This is a genomic window from Streptomyces stoeckheimensis (assembly GCF_045822005.1).
GTDB lineage: Bacteria > Actinomycetota > Actinomycetes > Streptomycetales > Streptomycetaceae > Streptomyces > Streptomyces stoeckheimensis.
Map to the genome: position 1 here is coordinate 396,372 of NZ_CP169550.1, position 18,105 is coordinate 414,476.

Genomic DNA, 18,105 nt, shown 5'->3' on the forward strand with positions numbered 1-18,105 from the left:
CGCGCCGCCATCAGTAAACATATATACCGCCGAGTAAGCAAGGGTATGAAAATATTCATGTTTAAGGGTGGTGTGAATATGGCACCTCAGGCCCGTGCACAGCCCTTGCCGACAGCCCTCAGAGGAAGAAGCCGTGCTGGTCCGCGGCCTGCTCGTAGCTTTCGAGCCGGGCCTGCGTCCGCTCCGGGTCCGCGTCCGCCATCGCCTGGAGCAGCGCCGCGGACAGGACGCCCGGCGCCGCGTAGGAGTCGAAGACCAGCCGCGAACCGGTACCGGCCGTCAGCGCCACGTCGGCCTCGTCCACCAGCGGTCCCAGCGTCCGGTCCGTGATCAGCGCGATGCGCAGCCCCGCCCCGCGGGCCACCCGCAGCGCCGCAAGGGTCTCCTTGGCGTGCCGGGGCATCGCGAAGGCCAGGACCCAGCTGCCGCCCGCCGCCCGGGCCTGCAGCAGCGCGTCGGAGGCGACGCTGCCGCCACCGGTGACCAGGCGCACGTCGGGGTGGATCCGGCGGGCCGCGTACGCGAAGTACTCCGCCAGCGAGACGGAGATCCGCAGGCCGAGGACCGTCAGCGGCACCGACCGGGCCAGCTCGCGCCCGATGTCGAGCACCTGGTCGGTGTCGGCCAGCAGCTGGCGGACGGTGCGCAGGTTCTCGATCTCGGCGTCGACGGCCGCCTGCAGTTCGTTGCGCCGGGTCTGTTCGGGGCTGTCCGGGGTGCCGGCCACCGCGCTGAGCGCGATCGGCTGGAGCACGTCGCGCAGGGCCGGGTACCCACTGAAACCGAGGGCCGCGGCGAAGCGGGTCACGGAGGGCTGACTCACCCCGGCCCGTTCCGCGAGCTCGGTGATCGAGAGGAACGCCGCCTCGGTGAGGTGGTCGACGAGGTACTGGGCGATCCGGCGCTGCCCCGGCGAGAGGGGGTGCCCGTCGAACAGGGCCCGGACCCGGTCGGCCGGGGCCCTCTCGTGGTCGACCGCCTGCCCGCTCGGCGTGATCGCTGCCGCCTGTGCGCGCGCCTGCTGCCCCGATGACACCGGCGGTCCTCCCTTTCGTGCCGCTCCGTGATCCCAACATAGCTCACGGCATCCGGCTGACCAGCGCGCTTCCCCCCGCAACCGGCCGCGCGCACGTCCCCGGCGCCCACGGATGCGCGGCACCGGCCGTCATTGACGGAGCATCAGCATCTCTGTACGGGCTGCCCTGTTGTGAGCCGGTGCGGGGCCCGGCCGTCGAGGAGGAGCACGACGAGGGCCCGCAGGGGCCGGCTCAGCGGGACGAACGCACCACCGCCGTCGGCGGGTACGGCCCGTACGCCGTGCAGGGCCAGGCGGTCGCCGGTCCCGGCGTACTGGGCCGGGGTGAGCCGGTAGCCGCAGGGCGGGTCGGCAAGGACCTCGTCGGCGGTCGCGGGAGCGTTGTCCGCACCGGCCAGCATGACCGGCCCCAGCGCGCTCCCCCCGGCCCGGCGGGCCGCGTCCGAGGCGGCCGCGAGGGGGCCCGTACGCGTGGAGGCGTAGTCGAACAGGCCGCGCAGGGCGGCATGTTGGGAGTCGACCCGACGGCGGTGGTTGCGGGACGCGTCGGCCCGCTCCGCGTCACCGGCCGGGCCCGCGGGTGCTTCGATGCGGCTTTCGATCAGCAGCGCGACCGCGTGCTTCACGCCTGCCGTGTTGCGCAGGATCCGCTCCTGGCCGTCGCCCGCGGACTGCCCGACCGGGGCGCCGGTCACGGGGTCGGTGCGGATGCCGTAGGTCCCGGTGGTGTGGCCGGCCGCGCTGGCGGCCCCGCGTACGTACGCGGCGGACAGGAGGCGGGACTCCGCGTACACCGCCGGGTCGGTGTTGGGATTGCGCGGCCAGAGGTCGAAGAGGTCCTTGTCGTAGGTCCCCGGCGTCGACCGGTACTCGTGCAGGTCGTACACGAGGTGCGGCCGGTGGTCGCGCAGCACGGCGGCCATCGCCCGCGCCTCGGGCGAGGTCAGGGCCATGTGGTCGCGGTTGATGTCGGTCCCCGCGGCGTTGGTGCGGGTGCCGGCCGCCCGTCCGTCCGGGTTTGCCGTCGGGATCACGAGCAGGGTGACGGTCTCCAGGAGGCGCCGGGCCGCCGCGTCCCGGGCGTGGGCGAGGTCCCGTACGGTGCTCAGACACGCCTCGCGCCCCGCCGGTTCGTCTCCGTGCTGGCTGCACACCAGCAGGATGGTGACCGGGCCCCGCCCCAGGCTCACCAGGCGCAGCGGACGGCCCCGCACGGTCGTCCCGATGGTCCGGACGGTCGTCCGGACGGCGGCGCGCTCGCCGTGCCGGCCGACGGCGTGGAGCAGGTCCCGCTCCTGGGACTCGGTGGTCCAGTGCGCTCCGTGCGTGGCCTCGAAGCCGGTACGGGGCGCCCCTTCGGCCGCACCCACCGGGCCGGGGGCCAGGGCCGTCGCGAGCACGGCCGTCAGGGTCGCAGCGAGCGCGGACAGACCGCGCGCCGTCATCTTCTCGATCACTCCCCGGTTCTAGCGGGACCCGGACCCCGGCGGCGGGGATCCGCTCCCGAACTCACCCGGGTGGCCGGGCGAGTTCCTCCCGTACGAGACACCGCGCCTCTGCCGAACGGCACTACGGCGGCACTCGTGCGGGTGGCCTTCCGGCGCAGCGGGCGCCGCGGGCGCGGCCCGGGCGGGCCGGACACGAGGATCACGGACACGGGGATCAACGGGGAGCACGGGAGCGCGACCCGACCGGAGGGAGATCGTGGTGGGATACGTGACGGGTCCGCCCGGGGATGGTGCGCGGGAGGCCGGCCCGTGACCATCACCCTCCTCGTCGCCCTCCTCGCACTGGCCGCGGGGATCGCCGCGAACCGGTTCCTGCGGCCCCGGCTGATGGGCGGTGACGATGCCGAGGGCATGGGCGTGCGCGATCTCATCGGGCCCTTGATGACCCTGACGATCCTGATCCTCGCCTTCATGCTCGTCACCGCCTCCACCTCCAACGGGCGGGCCGACGACGCCGCGCGGGCCGAAGCCCACGCACTGGACCACCTCGCGGAGGTGGCGGACTACGCTCCCCCGGCGTTGCGCCAGCGGCTGCGCGGTGACGCGGTCTGCTACGCGCGCGCCGTCGAGCAGAAGGAATGGCCCGCCATGGCCGAGGGAGAGGGTTCGTCGGCCCCCAGCGTGTGGAGCAGGGACTTCCGCGCGACCTTCAAGGAACTGGGCACAAACAGTCCCACCTTCGGCATGCTGGTCGCCGCGGACGACCAGCGGTCCCTGGGCCGGCAGGCCAGGATGGCCGAGTCCACACCGACCATCCCGCCCCTGATCTACTGGTTCATGCTGCTGAACCTCGCCGTGACCGTGGTCGGTCTCGGTCTGTGCCTGCCCCGCAAGGACAACAAGGGGCCGCTCACCGCCCTGGTCGTCGTCACCGTGCTGCTGACCGCGACCCTGCTCATCATCCGGGACGTCGACCGTCCCTTCGGCGGCGTGATCGTGGTGGAACCCGTACAGATGACGGAGGTCGAGAAGGAGTCGGTCCGGGACTTCCTGGCCGACTACCCGGCGGACCGGCTCCCGTGCGACGAGCAGGGCCTGCCCAGGCCGCCGAAGGGCGGCTCGTAGGGGCAGCCCCGGGGCGGCCCGGTCCGTGGATCCCTGGCCGTCCGCCTACGGCTGTTCGTCCAGGCCCGCCGGCAGCCGGCCGGTGTGGAGCACCCCGAGGGTCTGGGTCGCGCGCGTCAGGGCGACGTAGAGGTCGCTGGGCTCGTGGTCCGCCGGTTCCACGACGATCACCGTGTCGAACTCCAGGCCCTTGGCCTGCCGCGGTGCGAGCAGGACCACCGGTCGGGTGAGGTCGGGCTCCTCCCCCGCCCGTACGCCGGGCAGCGCGGCCGCGAGCTCCTCGTGCAGCGGGCGCGGGGCGATCACCGCGAGGCGTCCTTCGGCCGGCGCGCCCTCCCGTACCGCGTCGGCCACCGCCGCGGCCAGGTCGTCGGTCCGCTCCACCCGGGGCCGCCGCCCCGTGGAACGGACCGAGCTCGGCGGCTCGAAGCCCGGGTGGCGGGCCCGGAGCACGGCCGCCGCCAGCTCCATGATCTCGGCGGGCGTGCGGTAGTTGACGGCGAGGCGCACGAGCTCCCAGCGGTCTTCCACATAGGGCGCCAGGATCTGCTGCCAGGAGCCGCATCCGGCCTCGTCGCCGGTCTGGGCGGGGTCGCCCACCAGCGTCATGGAACGGGTCGGGCAGCGCCTCATGAGCAGGCGCCAGGCCATGGCGGACAGTTCCTGCGCCTCGTCCACGATGACGTGCCCGAAGGCCCAGGTACGGTCGGCGGCGGCCCGTTCGGCCGCGCTGCGGTGGTCGGCCTCCTCCTGCCGCTCCGCCATCCGCTCGGCGTCGATGATGTCGTGGGCCGCGAGGAACTCGTTCTCCGCGTCCTCGAACTCGTACGACTCCGACCCGGCCGACAGGTCCAGGACGCCCTGTGCGTACGCGACGCGCTCGAGGCGCTCTCGCTCCTCGGCGGCGCGCCGCGCGGTGTCGTCGATTCCGAGCAGTTCGGCGGCCTCGTCGAGCAGCGGGACGTCGGCCGGTGTCCAGTCCGCCTCGCCCGTCGTCGTACGCCGGATCAGCTCGGCCTCCCGCTCGGGGAGGTACGTGGGCTCGGCGAGGTAGTCGGCGATCAGCTGCCGGGGCGTGAGCGGGGGCCACAGCGTGTCGATGGCCGCGTGCACGTCGGCGCTGGTCGCGATCTCCTTGCCCAGCTGGGCGATGTCGTCGGGGCCGAGCAGGTTGGGGCCGCCGTAGGGGTCGGCGCCGAGCCGGTCGGCGAGCTGTTCGGTCAGCGCGTCGATGATCCGGAAGGCGAAGTAGGGGCGTGCCAGGTTGTGGGGCAGTCCGGTGGCGCGGGCCCGGTCGCGGGCTTCGTGGGCCATGGTCCGGTCGAGCAGCAGCGTCCCGTAGTCGTCGTGGTCGATCTCCAGGGCCGGTTCGGGGACCACGTCGGCGTCCTCGCCGCTGCCCGCGGGCACGATCTCCGGCAGCGCCTGCCGGTCGCTCACGACGCGGGCGAGGATCCCGGCCATCTCCGCGCGCCCCTTGACGGCGGCGGCGCCGGGGCGGTCGGCGGCGGTGGCGCGCACGCCGGGGAACAGCTCGCCCGGGGTGGCGAGCAGGACCCCGGTCTCGCCGAGGGCCGGCAGGACCTGGCCGATGTAGCCGAGGAAGGCCGGGTTCGGCCCGACGATCAGCACGCCGCGCTTGGCGAGCAGCTCGCGGTGGGCGTAGAGCAGGTAGGCCGCCCGGTGCAGGGCCACGGCGGTCTTGCCGGTGCCCGGGCCGCCCTCCACCACGAGGATGCCGCGGTGGGTGGAGCGGATGATGCGGTCCTGCTCGGCCTGGATGGTCTGCACGATGTCGTGCATCCGGCCGGTCCGGGCGGCGTCGAGCGCGGAGAGCAGCACGGCGTCCGCGTCGGTCCCCTCGTGACCGGTGCGTTCGGTGTCGGCGAGGTCGAGGATCTCGTCGTGCAGGGCGGTGACCTCGCGGCCCCGGGTGGTGATGTGGCGGCGCCGGCGCAGCCCCATGGGGGAATGCCCGGTCGCGAGATAGAACGGGCGTGCGACATCGGTCCGCCAATCGAGCACGAGAGGGGTGCGCTCCCGGTCGTCCTGCCTGATTCCAATGCGGCCGATGTGGTGGTCCGAGCCGTCGGAGAACTCCAGGCGGCCGAAACACAGGCCGCTTTCGCCCGAGTTCAGAGCGGAAAGCAGACCGGACTGTTCAGCGACCACGATGTCCCGCTCCAGTCGCGCCTGGAACCCGCTGCCGGCCTCGCCGAGTGCGCCTTGCACGGCACGTTCGGCCTGCTCCCGCAGGTCGTCGAGGCGTGCGTAGAGATCCGTGATGAATTGCTGTTCATTCCGGAATTCTTCGGTTGACAATTCCACTCCTGACGCGGTACGGTGTCCCCATAAGCTTTTTCACGTCGCAGCTCTGCCTTGATGTGAAACATCAAATATACGCAGACAAACACCCCGGCCGTCAATCGGTCCGGGGTGTTTTTGCGCGGTGTTTATATGTGGTCGGTCGGTATTTACTCGGTGCGCAGCATCCGGACCTTCTGGTCGACCAGGTCGTAGCGAGCGACCGCGACGGCGAGCCGGCCGGCGGCTATCCTGCCGGCCAGGTCCGGCTCCGCCGCCAGGAGGTCCCGGGTCCGGCGCGCGTGGGCGTCGATGGTGGCGGCGACCCGGGCCTCACCGTGCCGACTGTGGTCGATGGAGGGCCGGATCTGCTCCGCCAGGTACTGGATGTGCGCGGGCAGCCGGGCACCCGTCTCATCGGCGTGCACCGCGGCGCCGACGGCCCCGCACGACTGGTGGGCGAGGACCAGGACCAGGGGGACGTCGAGCTCCAGGACCCCGTACACGATGCTGCCGAGCACCGCCTCGTCCAGCACCTCCCCCGCCGCGCGCACGGTCAGCAGGTCGCCGAGCCCCTGGTCGAAGACGAGCTCCGGCGGCACCCGGGAGTCGACGCAGCCCAGCACGATCGCGAACGGGTGCTGCTCCCGCGCCACTTGGAGACGTACGGAACGGGACTCGTGCGGGTGCTGCTGGCGGTACGCCGCCCAGCGCCGGTTGCCGGCCGCCAGGCGGCGCAGCGCCTCCTCCGGACTCCGGGGACGGGCCCCGTCCAGGGCTTCGGCGGAGGCCTCGGAGGCGGAGGCCGGGAAAACGGAACCGAGTCCGAGGACGGACCCGGCGGCCGCGGTGCCGGCCAGAGCGGAGCGCAGGAGGACTCGACGACTGGGCGAACTGGCGGAATGCGTCTGTGTGTTCGAGGACATTCGGGGACGTTAACCCCGCACCGGTCCGCCGCGGCCGCTCCCGGACGGAAATGGCGGGTTCCTCCCGGAGCCCGGCTCGATCGGGACGACGGAGTCGTACGGAACGCCTACCGGCCGCCATGCCGACCCGCACGTTGCTCCAAACCCGGCGGTACGGCTCGACTTCCGCTTCGGCGTAAGGGGAGGTGGGGGGGGGAGGTGGGGGAGCCGACGGGCGCGGCTACGGCTTGCGGGCGGCGAGGGTTGCCGGTTTGACCGCGTCGGGGCCGTAACGGTCCCGGGCCCGGTCGGCGGCCGCCTCGACGGCGAGGGCCCGTTCGTCGGCCGGGTCGAGGCTGAGCTGGCGCCGGGCCTCCGAGGCGGGGCGCAGGGCTTCGGCGCGGAGGTCGAAGGAGCGTACGCGGGCCCGTTGGAGGCCGAGGAGACCGTAGAGCTCGTAGGCGGTGCCTGCGAGGGGGCCGGTGTGGTGGGTGGGTTCGGTCAGGGTGCGGGTGCGGGTGGTCGTGGTCCGGTCGGCGTAGCGGACGGTGAGGGTGAGGCCGGCGGCCACCTGCTCCTCGTCGCGGAGCCGGGCGCCGAGCCGGTGGGCGAGGTCGAGGAGGGCTCGGCGGTGCTGGTCCGTGTCGAGGCAGTCGGCCTCGAAGGGGTGGTGGGTGGTCAGGGACTTGGGGACGGGACGGGCCTCGACCGGGCGGAGGTCCTCGCCCTGGGCGTGGGCGTGCAGGGCCCGGCCGGTGGCCGAGCCGAAGATCCTGGTCAGGGTGGGCAGGGGTGCGTCGGCGAGGTCCCCGATCGTGTGCAGCCCGTACGAGGCCAGGGTGGCGGCGGTGGCCGGGCCGACTCCGTAGAGCGCTGCGACGGGTCGGGGGCGCAGCCAGGCGGTGACCTCCCCCTCGGTGAGGACGGTGGTGGCGCCGAGGGGCGTGAGGGCGGCCGTCATCGTGGCGAGCATGCGGTTGGGTGCGATCGCGCAGGTCGTCCGCACGCCGTGCAGTCCGATGGTCCGCATCCGCAGGACGGCCGCCAGGGCCTCGGCGTCGCGCTGCCAGTAGCGCAGGGCTCCGGTGATGTCGAGGTGCGCGGCGTCGGGTGGGATCGGCTGGACCCGGGGGGTGATGTCGGCCGCCATGTCGAGGAGTTGGGCGTAGAGGCTGGTGGCTGTGGCTGTGGCGGGGCCCGGGCCGGCGCAGGTATCCGTACCGGGATCCGTACGCGGGTGCATGCCCGGGCCCGTGCCCGGGGCCGCGCCGGGGTCGGCCCCGTAGGGGAAGTGGAACTGGGCGTGGAGGATCTGCTGCACGGCGATCACCCCGCCGAGCCGGGGCTGGTGTAGCCGAGGGACTTCAGGTCGGCGGCGCGGGTGCCCGCGGGCTGGAGGTCCGCGTACGGGTGGAGGCGGGCTCCGCTGGTGCCGTTGGCGAGGGTGCGCGGCAGGGCGGCGCCCTGGGCGGGCGTGGGGGCCGGGTCGGCGCGGCCGAGCAGGGCGAGTGCGGCTTCGGGGCCCTGGTCGCGGCGGGCGGCCGCGATCTCCTCGAGGTTCCAGACCATCTGGCCGACCACGGTGCGGCGCGGTCCCCGGGCCTCGACGGTGCCGCGGACCAGGAGCAGACCGGAGTGGAAGACCGTGTGGGCGCAGGCGGCGTGGCTGTCTTCGAAGAACGCGATGTCGACGAGGCCCCGGCCGTCTTCCAGGGTCACGAAGATCACCCTCTTGCCCGAAGGGATCGGGGGTGTCTGCGTCGAGGCGCGGACTCCGGCGACCAGGACCCGCTGCCCGGGGCGCATCGCGCCCAGGTGGGCGGAGTCGACGGCGCCGATCTCGCGGAGCAGCCGGTGGTGGTGCTCCATCAGGTGCTGGGAGACGTCGATGGACAGGACCTCGATCTCGGCGTTGAGGGCTTCGCGGCTGGTCATCTCCGGCAGCCCCGACGGTGCGGCGGTGACGAGTGCGCCGCCGAGGGCGAGTTGTCCGTCGACCGCGCGCCCCCGGGTGTGACGGTGGAGCTCGGAGACCTGGAGGAGGAGGTCGCGGCGGGTGAGGCGGCCGCGCAGGGCATCGAGGGCGCCGATCCGGATCAGGCGCTCGGCGGTCGGGAGCGCCGGGCGGGCCCGCTCCCAGAAGTCCTGCAGCGAGACGTAGGGCCGGCCGGCGGCGATGCGGGCCACTTCCCCGTCGCCGGTTCCCTTCACCGTCGACAGCGAGAGCCGTACCGCCCAGGTACCGTCCGCCGTCCGCTCGACGCGGTGGTCGGGCGCGGAGTGGTTGATGTCCACGGGGAGCACGGGCACGCCGTGGCGCCGGGCGTCGGAGACGATCACCCGGGCGGGCCACATCCCGGGGTCGTGCTCCAGCAGCCCGGCGTAGAGGGCCGCGGGGTGGTGGGCCTTGAGCCAGGCCGACTGGAGGGCGGGCACCGCGAAGGCGACGGCGTGCGCGCGGCAGAACCCGTACGCGCCGAACGCGGCGACGATCTCCCACACCTCGTCGAGCACCTCCCGGCCGTAGCCGCGGGCGCCCGCCCGCTGCCGGAACCACGCCTCCACCCGGGGCAGCCGGTCGGGGCCCGCGAGGGCGCGGCGCGCGATCTCGCCGAGCGCCCGGTCGCAGCCGGTCATCACCGCGAAGATGTCGATGATCTGCTCGTGCCAGATGGTCACGCCGTAGGTGTCGGCGAGCACGGGCTCCAGATCGGGGTGCGGGAAGCGGGGAGCGGCGCCGTGGCGGGCGGCGATGTAGAGGGCGGGCATGCCGCCCTTGACCGGCCCGGGCCGGAACAGGCTGATGTCGGCGATGACGTCCTGGACCCCGCGCGGCTGGAGGCGGCCGACGAGGTCCTGCTGCCCGGGGCTCTCCAACTGGAACATGCCCACGGTCCGGGCCTGCCTGATGAGCTCGAACGCGTCGGGGTCGTCCAGCCGGACGTGGTCGGGGTTGTCGAGGTCGAGCTGGCGGCCGGTGGTGCGGCGGATCTCGGCGACGGCGTGCGCCATCGCCGACTGCATGCGCACGCCGAGCACGTCGAGCTTCACGAGCCCGAGGTCTTCGACGTCCTCCTTGTCCGCCTGGACCATCGGGTACCGCCCGCCCGGGGTGGGCTGCACCGGCAGCCGGTCCAGGAGGGTGGCGTCGGAGAGGATCACTCCGCACGGGTGCATGGCGTAGCCGCGCGGCAGGGCGTCCAGGCCCTCGGCCAGCTCCCACAGCGGGCCGTACGAGGCGGCCTCGGCGGCGAGTTCCCGGAGCTCGGGGAGCTCGGCGAGGGCGCCGCGGATGTCGCAGGCCCGGATGTGCGGGAAGGACTTCGCGATCGTGTCGACGGTCTGCGGGGGCAGGCCGAGGGCGAGGCCCGTGTCGCGCAGGGCGTGGCGGGCCCGGTAGGTCTCCGGCATCGCGGCGACGGCCACCCGCTCGGTGCCGAACCGCTCGATGATCCGGTCGTAGACCTCCAGCCGGCGGGCCGACTCCACGTCGAGGTCGATGTCGGGGAGCGAGCGGCGGCGGACGCTGAGGAAGCGTTCGAAGAGCAGGTGGTGTTCGAGGGGGTTGGCCGTGGCGATGAACAGGGCGTGGTTGACCATGCTCCCGGCGCCGGAACCGCGGGCGGCGACCCGGATGCCCATGGCCCGGATGTCCGTGACGACCTGGGCGACCGCCAGGAAATAGGACTCGAACCCCAGCTTCCCGATCACGCCGAGCTCGTACTCCAGCCGCCGGACCGCCTGCCGGTCCCGGTCCAGGCCGCGCGCGAACATCCCCTCCGCGCAGCGCCGGCGCAGCAGGGCCGCGGCCTCGTCCGGTCCGGGTCCGGCGCCCACCGACTGCGGCTCGGGGAAGCTGGACCGCGCGGGGGCCGGGCCGATGCCGATGCCGAGGTCGGCCACCGGGTCGACGGTGCACAGCTCCGCCGTACGCACGGTCTCCGCGAGCAGCTCCGCCGCCCGGGCCGGGTCCGAGGCGGCGCCCGAGCCGGTGGCCGGGCCGGTGGCCGCGGCGATCCGCTCGGCGGCGTACGCCATCGCGTCCGGCCCCTTCAGCCAGCGCTCGCCGCAGTCCAGCCGGCGGCGGTCGATGGGGCGCAGCAGCCGGGCGGAGTCCAGTACGTCGGCGATGCGGTGCTGGGCGGGGTCGGCGTAGCGGACGGCGTTGGTGAGGACCGCCGGGATGCCGAGCCGGTCGGCCAGCCCCAGGGTGCGGGCGGCCAGCCGCAGCGAGCCCGGACCGGTGCCGGGCAGCCCGTACCAGAGCACCTCCAGCCGCAGTCCCGGGCCCGCGATCTCCCGCCACGGGGCGAGCAGCCGCTCGGCCAGGTCGGGCCGGCCGGCCGCGAGGGCGCGTACGGGCTCGGACACGGGGCCGAGCATGACCACCAGCCCCTGGTCCGCGTAGCGCTCCAGCACGGGCCAGGACACGACGGGCGGGGCGGGGGCGGGGGCGGGGGCTGCGGGGGCGGCACCGGCAGGGGCCGCGCCCGCACCTTCGCCCTCACCCGCTCCCCCGTGCACGCCACCCTCATGAGCGGCGGAGACCAGGCGGCACAGCCGGGCCCATCCGCCGGCGTCCTGCGCGAGGAGGGTGACCCGCAGCGCCGGCTCGACGACGTACGCACCGCCCCGCGCGGGCGTCCGCGGCCGTGCCCCGGCGGGGGCGGCGCGGCCGCCGAGTCCGGCAGCGGGGGCGACGGCGACGTCGACCCCGAACACCGGACGGACCCCCGCCCCGGCAGCCGCCTTCGCGAAGCGGACCGCCCCCGCGACGGTGTCGCGATCGGTGAGCGCAAGCGTCCCGACACCGCGCTCGGCGGCCCGTTTCACCAGGTCGGAGGGGTGCGAGGCGCCGTAACGGGCCGAGTAGCCACTCGCGGCATGAAGGTGCACACCGACGCCCATGGGCCACCTCCGATCGCCGGACAACCCCTTTCCAGCCACCCTGACCAGATACAACCACCGTATCGAACATAATTCGAACAGCGCGACTCCCCGGTTCAGCCCCAGCCGTGACGGAGCGCGACGGTTTGCGAGGGGAGCACGACAGCCGGCGAACGCCGGCCGGTGGTTCAGCGCAAGGAGCGTCGGTGGCTGCCGGTTCTGGCTCCGCACCTGCCGCTTCCGATCCCGAACCCGTACGGATCGGTGAACCGTCGGCGCGCTTCCCGAAGCCCTGGACCGCCATGACGTGGGTTCCGGGCGAGCCGCTGGGCCACACCTCGATCAGCCGCGGCGACCACGCGGCCGACACCCTGGCGGGCTCCGCCGCTCTGGGTACATGGCGACCTGCATCCGGCGAACGTCGTCGTCTCGGACGGAACGCTCTCGGGCGTCATCGACTTCGGCGACATGTTCGCCGGCGATCCGGCGCGGGATCTCGCGGCCGCATGGGTGGTCCTTCCCGCGGGCGCCGCCTCACGGTTCTTCGACACGTACGCGCATGCGGACGAGGCGACGATTCGGCACGCCCGCGGGCAGGCCGCAAGGCCTCCCGCGTCCCCGGCGGCTCGTGTGCTCTTCGAGGGGACCGCCGACCCTCCGAGGCGGATCAGCATGCGACTTCGCCGGACCCGTGAGACCCGCCCCAGACGCGAATCACCGCGATGAGCCGGGCCCGTAGCGGCTTCGGAGGTACCGGCCGCACGACCCGGACCTGCGCACAGGTAATCTGATCAAGACTTTTTTGCAATGGCGAACATGTTTAGATTTGGGGGGCCGGTGTTCCGTCACCGTGTCATGATCTCCGCCGCCGTCGTCGCGGCAGCCGTCGGCTTCGTACCCGTCACCGCCCAGGCCGCGCCGTCGGCCGGCGCTGCCTCCGCGGCGCCGACGCCGACGCCCGCTCCGGCGCCCGCGAAGGGCCCGTCGGACGGGACCGCCGCCGCGAAGGAAGCGGCCGGGAAGGCGGCCACGCAGGAGATAGCGGCGAAGACCGCGGCCGCGAAGGCCCGGGCCTCGGCCGCGTCCGGCCCGGCGGCGCGCACCCAGCAGAGCCCGTACTTCGACGTGTCGATGGGCGCGTCCACCTCCGGCGCGCTCTCCGCCGGGCTGGCCACCGGCGTCAGCACCGACCTGACGTACGGCGTCGTCCGGTACGACATCGACTGGGGCGACGGCAACGTCACCACGGAGTTCAGCCTCGTCGACGGGCTCGTGTACGCCGATCACACCTACGCCCGCGCCGGCGCCCACACGATCACGATCAAGGCGACCGGCCCGGGCGGCGAGACCGCCGTCACCACCAAGACGATGGTGGTGGAGGGCTCCGAGTTCACCCCGCACGCGCCCACCCGGCTGCTGGACACCCGTGACGGCACCGGTACCGGGACCCCCGGCGGCCGCCCCGTCGGAGCCAACGGCACGACCCGCGTGAAGATCGCCGGCAGCGGTTCCATCCCGGACGGGGTGACGGCCGTGGCCCTCAACATCACGGTGACCAACGCCGCGACCGCCGGGCACGTCATCGCGTACGCCTCCGGCACGAAGCGGCCGGAGACCTCGAACGTCAACTTCGTGAAGGGCCAGACCGTACCGAACCTGGCGATCGTGCCGGTCGGCAAGGACGGGTACGTGGAGCTGGCCAACCGCAGCCTGGGCTCGGTGGACCTGATCGCCGACGTGACGGGCTACTTCAGCCGGACCGCCGCCGGCGGCTACACCTCCGTGGAGCCGACCCGGCTCGTCGACACCCGCCAGGGGCTGGGTGCGTCCACGGTCGCGCCCGGTCCCCAGAAGACCTTCGGCGTCCAGGTCGCCGGAGCGGTCGGGCTGCCGGCCACCGGCGTGACGGCCGTGTCCCTCAACGTCACCGTGGTCAACCCGGACCAGGCCGGCCACCTGACCGTCTTCCCGGGCGGCGGGCAGGCTCCGGCCACCTCCAGCGTGAACTTCACCGCCGGGCAGACCGTCGCCAACGCGGTGATCGTCCCGGTCGGACCGGACGGCAGGATCAGCATCCGCCACGCCTCCTTCGGCTACTCCGGCGTGATCGTGGACGTCACCGGCTACTACGGCGCCGACGGCGAGGCCGCCTACCTGCCGGTGAAGCCCGAGCGCCTGGAGGACACCCGGACCTACGGCTGGCCCCTCGCGGCCCTGAGCTACCACGAAGAGATCCGGTGGGGGGCGAGCGGGCTCGAAGCCCTCGTCCTGAACACCACGGTGACCAACACGAGGAGCGCCGGTCACCTCACGGTTGCCCCCGACCCGAACACCCAGGACGACTACCTCAACGGCACGGTGGAGCGCCCGACCCCGCCGAACACCTCCGTCCTGAACTGGACGAAGGACACGACCGTCGCGAACCTGGTCCAGGCGGGCACCGGCAACAACGACATCGTCGACTTCTGGAACCGCGGCTGGGAGCCGACCGACCTGATCATCGACCTGTTCGGCACGTACAACAGGAGCTGACCCGTACCGCCGCGCTCGCTCGCGGCAGAGTCCAGGAGATCGCGTTCAGGGCGGAGGTCCGGCCGGAAGGTCGGACCACGCTCGGCCTGGTCTGGCCGAGCCCGGTCGTGGCACCGGCTCTCGGCTACCCGGACCTGGACGGACTCGTTCTGGCCGACGGCTCCCTGCCCGAGCCCTGGCTCCGCCGTCCCGCTCCGGTGCCTGGAGCGGTGCCGACCTGGTGGCGATTCTCTCCTTCGGACCGCTCTCGGGGGGCGCGGCGGGTTCACCCAACGAGACGTTCCACCAGCAGGAAGGCGCCGATGACGATCATCATGGCGCCGCTGATGCGCGTGACGGCCCGGGCGGCCGCGGGCCGGGACTTCAGGACCGTGCGGGCCAGGACGCCGACGGAGAGGTAGACCACGGTGCACGCGGTCAGGTGCAGCGTGCTGAGCAGCCCGGCCTGCGCGGCGACCGGCCAGCCGTCGGCGGAGTCTATGAACTGCGGGAACAGTGCGAAGTACAGCAGGAGCGCCTTCGGGTTCAGGCCGCTGATCCCGGCACCCTTGAGCATGACCTGCACGCGGGAGGCGTCCGAGCCCTCCTCGGCGGCCGCCGGTACGGTCGGCCGCCTCAGAACGCCCCAGCCCAGCCACAGCAGGTAGCCGGCGCCCGCCACGGTCAGGGCGGTGAGCGCCGCCGGGGAGCTCGCCACGATCACCGCCAGGCCCGCGACGGCCACCAGAGCGTAGGCCGCGTGTCCGGCGACCAGCCCTGTGACGGCCGGGACGACCGAGCGTTCCCGAAGTCCGGCGGAGATCGCGTAGGCCCAGTCCGCGCCGGGGGTGAACACCAGGAGCAGGTCCACCGCCAGGAAGGCCGCCAGGAAGGCCGCCAGCGTCGTCGTATCCATCGATCGTTTCCCTCTCGCAGCTTCTTGCCCTGAAGGGAACGCTAGGCCGGTTTCGCCCAAAAATGTTTGCGTATTTACCCCATGATCGCGTGACGTGAGGGAGAATCTTCCCCGTGGATGCCCTGGACCGGAAGATTCTTACCGAGCTGCAGCTCGACGGCCGCCTGACCGTCACCGAGCTGGCCGCTCGCGTGAAGCTCAGCGTCTCGCCCTGCCACCGGCGGTTGCGCGACCTTGAACGCGAGGGCGCGATCCGCGGCTACCGCGCCGTCGTCGACCCGGCCGCCGTCGGCCTGAACTTCGAGGCGCTCGTCTTCGCCACCCTGCGCTGGGAGAGCCCCGACACCGTCACGGCCTTCGAAGAGGCCGTGGCCGCCGTCCCGCATGTCCTTCAGGCACAGCGCCTGTTCGGCGAGCCCGACTACCTCCTGCGGGTCGCCTCCACAGACCTCGCGGCGTTCCAGGAGCTGTACGACCAGCAGCTCGCACGCCTACCCGGGGTCCAGCGCCTGACCTCCACCCTCGTCATGAAGAACGTCATCGACGACCGACCCCTGCCCGAAAGCTAGTCACCACCGAGCTGCTGCGCTGAACGGTCCAGCAATGGCGCCCCACCCGGCGCTTCGCTGAGCGTCTACCTGTCCAGACTGGCCAACTGCTGGATTCAGACCGCGTTTTCGCGAAGGCTCCACCTGCAGCCGACCCCGAGTTCCCCGCGGCCGCACCGCGCCTAGACGAGGCCGTCGCTCTGGCGTAGCCATCACGGAAGCGCGGTCAGAACCATCTACAGCACTCAGTCACAGCCCTTGTGGCTCTGTGCAGCGGAAATCCGAGTGCGGCGCGTGGGGTGGGGCTGGTACCTCCTGGGGGATGGAACCGTTGCCGACCCGACGCCTTGTGCTTCTCCCGCTGGACGCGGACCGGGCCCGACGGCTCGCCGCTGGACAATCCGGTCCGGGCGACCGCCGGGCCGAGGGGTACCCGGATGCCGGGGACCGTGCCGGGGCCGAACGGTACCTGCGCGTACTCGCCGACACGGGCGACCCCGCACCGTACGGGGCCTTCGAGATCCAGCGCCGCTCCGACGGGCTGCTGATCGGCGGCGCGGGATTCCATGGCCCTGCCGACGGGGAAGGGCGGGTGGCCGTTGGATACGGTCTGGTGCCGGCCGCGCGGGGCAAGGGTTACGCCGCCGAGGCACTGCGGGCCCTGCTGGAGTACGCCCGGTCCCACGGAGCGGTCTCCGTACTGGGCGACACCGACCGGCAGAACACGGCCTCGCAGCACGTCATGGCCTCCGCCGGGATGCTCGCGGTCGGCGAGGACGAGCGGCTGCTGTACTACGCGGCGAGTTGGCGCGCGGGCAGCTGACAGCAGCTAAGCGGCGGGGGCATCCTCTCCGGCAACGGAGGGCCGAACGCACTCTCGGGCCGGATCTTCCCCGGCCTGTACCCACCTGATCCCCGTCACCAGTTGGCGGGGGCTCCCGGCGGGATGTCCGGTTCGAGGACGTATAGCCTGTACGCGGGTTCCGGTGGACGAAAGAAGCCGCAGCTCCGCGGGCTGGTGCTGTGCAGTGGCCACGGGCCGCTGCGTACCGCCGGTCGACATCCGTGCCGCGGACGATGTCGACGAGCGGACCGCGGGAGGAAGAACGCCACCGGCCTGTCAGGGTGCGGCACAAGGCTGATCCTCGGCGACCGCGGAGCAGCCCTCCGCTGGTGCTCAGGCGCCTGCCGGCCCTGCCGCACCAAGCGATGCCACCGGCGCAAGAAGAGGGAGCAAGAGAGACGTCATGCGGGACATGCCGAAGAAGATGCCGACACGGCGCCACGTGGTGGCGGCCGTAGCAGCGTTCGTGATCGCCACCGGCTGTACCGCTGAGCCTTCGGCGCCGGGATCCGCGATGTCACCCGACGCCCGCGCATACCTCACCACCGCGCTGGACGTCATGGAGAGGAACTCGTTGCACAAGGGCGAGCTCGACTGGCCGGCGATACGCCGGAACGCCTTCACCCGCGCCGCCAAAGCACGCACACAGGCCGAGACCTACGGGGCCGTTCGCGAAGCACTCCGGAACTTGGGCGACCACCACAGCCAGTTCATGACCCCGGAAGAGGCCAAGGCGGCGCTGAGCCCCTCATCGGAGAACTCCCCACTGCCTGAAGGCCGGCTGCTGCCCGGAGGCATCGGCTACCTCGTGCTGCCCTCGGTCGCGTCCGACAAGGCCGCCGCGGCATACGTGCGCCAGGCACGGGCCGTCATACGGGACATGGACAGGCAGGGAGCCCGCGGCTGGATCGTCGACCTGCGCAGCAACACGGGTGGCGACATGTGGGGACCACTGGCCTCGGCCGGACGCCTCCTGAACGACGGTGACATCGGTGCGTTCGTCGAGTCCGACGGCAAGCGGACCGCCTGGACACTTCAGGATGGAACACCGAAGGCCCACCTCGGCACCTGGGGCCCCGCCGAACCATTGGGACACCCGGATCCGCCCGTTGCCGTACTCACCAGCAAGCGCACGGCCAGCGCGGCCGAGGCCGTAACGATCGCCTTCCGCGGACAGCCACGTACACGAAGTTTCGGCCAGCCCACACGAGGTGTCCCCACGGCCAACGACTCCCACCGTCTCGCCGACGGCGCGATGATCATCCTCACCCAGGCCAGAGAAGCAGATCGGACCGGACGGATCTACGACGGCCCGATCCCACCCGACGAAGAACTCCCGGACGATACGCGAAACCTCGGCAACAGCCAGGACAGCACCATCGAAGCCGCGACCCGCTGGCTGAGTACCCAGTGACCGGCCCACTGCGATCCCCCATGCCGGCGTTCCCCATGGGGCGTGGAGTCCGAGACCTGAAGGCTGTCCCGTAGCTGCTGGTCACGGCGATGGTGTGGTGCGGAAACTGCGTAGCTCTTGGCTTCCTGGCGCCGGTATCGTCCGGTCTCAGACCAGCCGTACCAGCG

12 protein-coding genes and 1 pseudogene are annotated in these 18,105 nt (G+C 72.8%); 6 read left to right on the top strand and 7 right to left on the bottom strand.

Annotation, left to right across the window (positions count from 1 at the left end):
• Window positions 1–118 precede the first annotated feature (118 nt).
• Window positions 119–1,036: a MurR/RpiR family transcriptional regulator gene (locus ACE1OC_RS01825; protein WP_250745767.1), complete on the bottom strand. Its 918-nt coding sequence runs from the start codon at window positions 1,034–1,036 to the stop codon at window positions 119–121.
• A gap of 143 nt (window positions 1,037–1,179) precedes the next feature.
• Window positions 1,180–2,481, bottom strand: coding sequence for a M14 family zinc carboxypeptidase (locus tag ACE1OC_RS01830; protein WP_407841457.1), 1,302 nt, complete (start codon window positions 2,479–2,481; stop codon window positions 1,180–1,182).
• Window positions 2,482–2,793: 312 nt separating this feature from the next.
• Between ACE1OC_RS01830 and ACE1OC_RS01835 the strand changes: the two genes are divergently transcribed.
• Entirely contained in the window at window positions 2,794–3,609 is an 816-nt protein-coding gene (locus ACE1OC_RS01835; protein WP_407835458.1) for a hypothetical protein, read from the top strand.
• Window positions 3,610–3,654: 45 nt separating this feature from the next.
• Here ACE1OC_RS01835 and ACE1OC_RS01840 read toward each other — a convergent pair whose 3' ends face one another.
• From ACE1OC_RS01840 to ACE1OC_RS01855, 4 genes are all read right to left on the bottom strand, one after another.
• A complete protein-coding gene (locus ACE1OC_RS01840) occupies window positions 3,655–5,931 on the bottom strand; it encodes a HelD family protein (protein WP_407835459.1) in 2,277 nt (758 codons plus the stop codon).
• A 152-nt stretch (window positions 5,932–6,083) separates the two neighbouring features.
• A complete protein-coding gene (locus tag ACE1OC_RS01845; protein ID WP_407835460.1) occupies window positions 6,084–6,839 on the bottom strand; it encodes a carbonic anhydrase in 756 nt (251 codons plus the stop codon).
• A gap of 220 nt (window positions 6,840–7,059) precedes the next feature.
• Window positions 7,060–8,139 (bottom strand): DNA polymerase Y family protein, encoded by a 1,080-nt coding sequence (locus tag ACE1OC_RS01850; protein WP_407835461.1) that lies wholly within the window; start codon window positions 8,137–8,139, stop codon window positions 7,060–7,062.
• Window positions 8,140–8,144: 5 nt separating this feature from the next.
• Entirely contained in the window at window positions 8,145–11,726 is a 3,582-nt protein-coding gene (locus tag ACE1OC_RS01855; protein WP_407835462.1) for a DNA polymerase III subunit alpha, read from the bottom strand.
• 150 nt (window positions 11,727–11,876) lie between these two features.
• Between ACE1OC_RS01855 and ACE1OC_RS01860 the strand changes: the two are divergent.
• Together ACE1OC_RS01860 and ACE1OC_RS01865 are read left to right on the top strand one after the other, a co-directional pair.
• Window positions 11,877–12,308: pseudogene (locus ACE1OC_RS01860) on the top strand (phosphotransferase); the annotation flags it as partial.
• Between the two features lie 234 nt (window positions 12,309–12,542).
• Window positions 12,543–14,237: a PKD domain-containing protein gene (locus ACE1OC_RS01865; RefSeq protein WP_407835463.1), complete on the top strand. Its 1,695-nt coding sequence runs from the start codon at window positions 12,543–12,545 to the stop codon at window positions 14,235–14,237.
• Between the two features lie 265 nt (window positions 14,238–14,502).
• Here the strand turns inward: ACE1OC_RS01865 and ACE1OC_RS01870 are convergent, their stop codons facing one another.
• Window positions 14,503–15,132: a LysE family translocator gene (locus ACE1OC_RS01870; protein WP_407835464.1), complete on the bottom strand. Its 630-nt coding sequence runs from the start codon at window positions 15,130–15,132 to the stop codon at window positions 14,503–14,505.
• Between the two features lie 113 nt (window positions 15,133–15,245).
• Here ACE1OC_RS01870 and ACE1OC_RS01875 point away from each other — a divergent pair, with 113 nt between their 5' ends.
• The 3 genes from ACE1OC_RS01875 (at window position 15,246) to ACE1OC_RS01885 (ending at window position 17,938) form a co-directional block, all read left to right on the top strand.
• Window positions 15,246–15,701 carry an Lrp/AsnC family transcriptional regulator gene (locus ACE1OC_RS01875; RefSeq protein ID WP_407835465.1) on the top strand — a complete coding sequence of 152 codons (456 nt, stop codon included), beginning with the start codon at window positions 15,246–15,248 and terminating at the stop codon, window positions 15,699–15,701.
• 328 nt (window positions 15,702–16,029) lie between these two features.
• The gene (locus ACE1OC_RS01880) at window positions 16,030–16,503 is read left to right on the top strand and encodes a GNAT family N-acetyltransferase (protein WP_407835466.1); all 474 of its coding nucleotides are present in this window, start codon (window positions 16,030–16,032) and stop codon (window positions 16,501–16,503) included.
• A 487-nt stretch (window positions 16,504–16,990) separates the two neighbouring features.
• Window positions 16,991–17,938, top strand: coding sequence for a S41 family peptidase (locus tag ACE1OC_RS01885; protein WP_407835467.1), 948 nt, complete (start codon window positions 16,991–16,993; stop codon window positions 17,936–17,938).
• The last annotated feature ends 167 nt before the right edge of the window (window positions 17,939–18,105 follow it).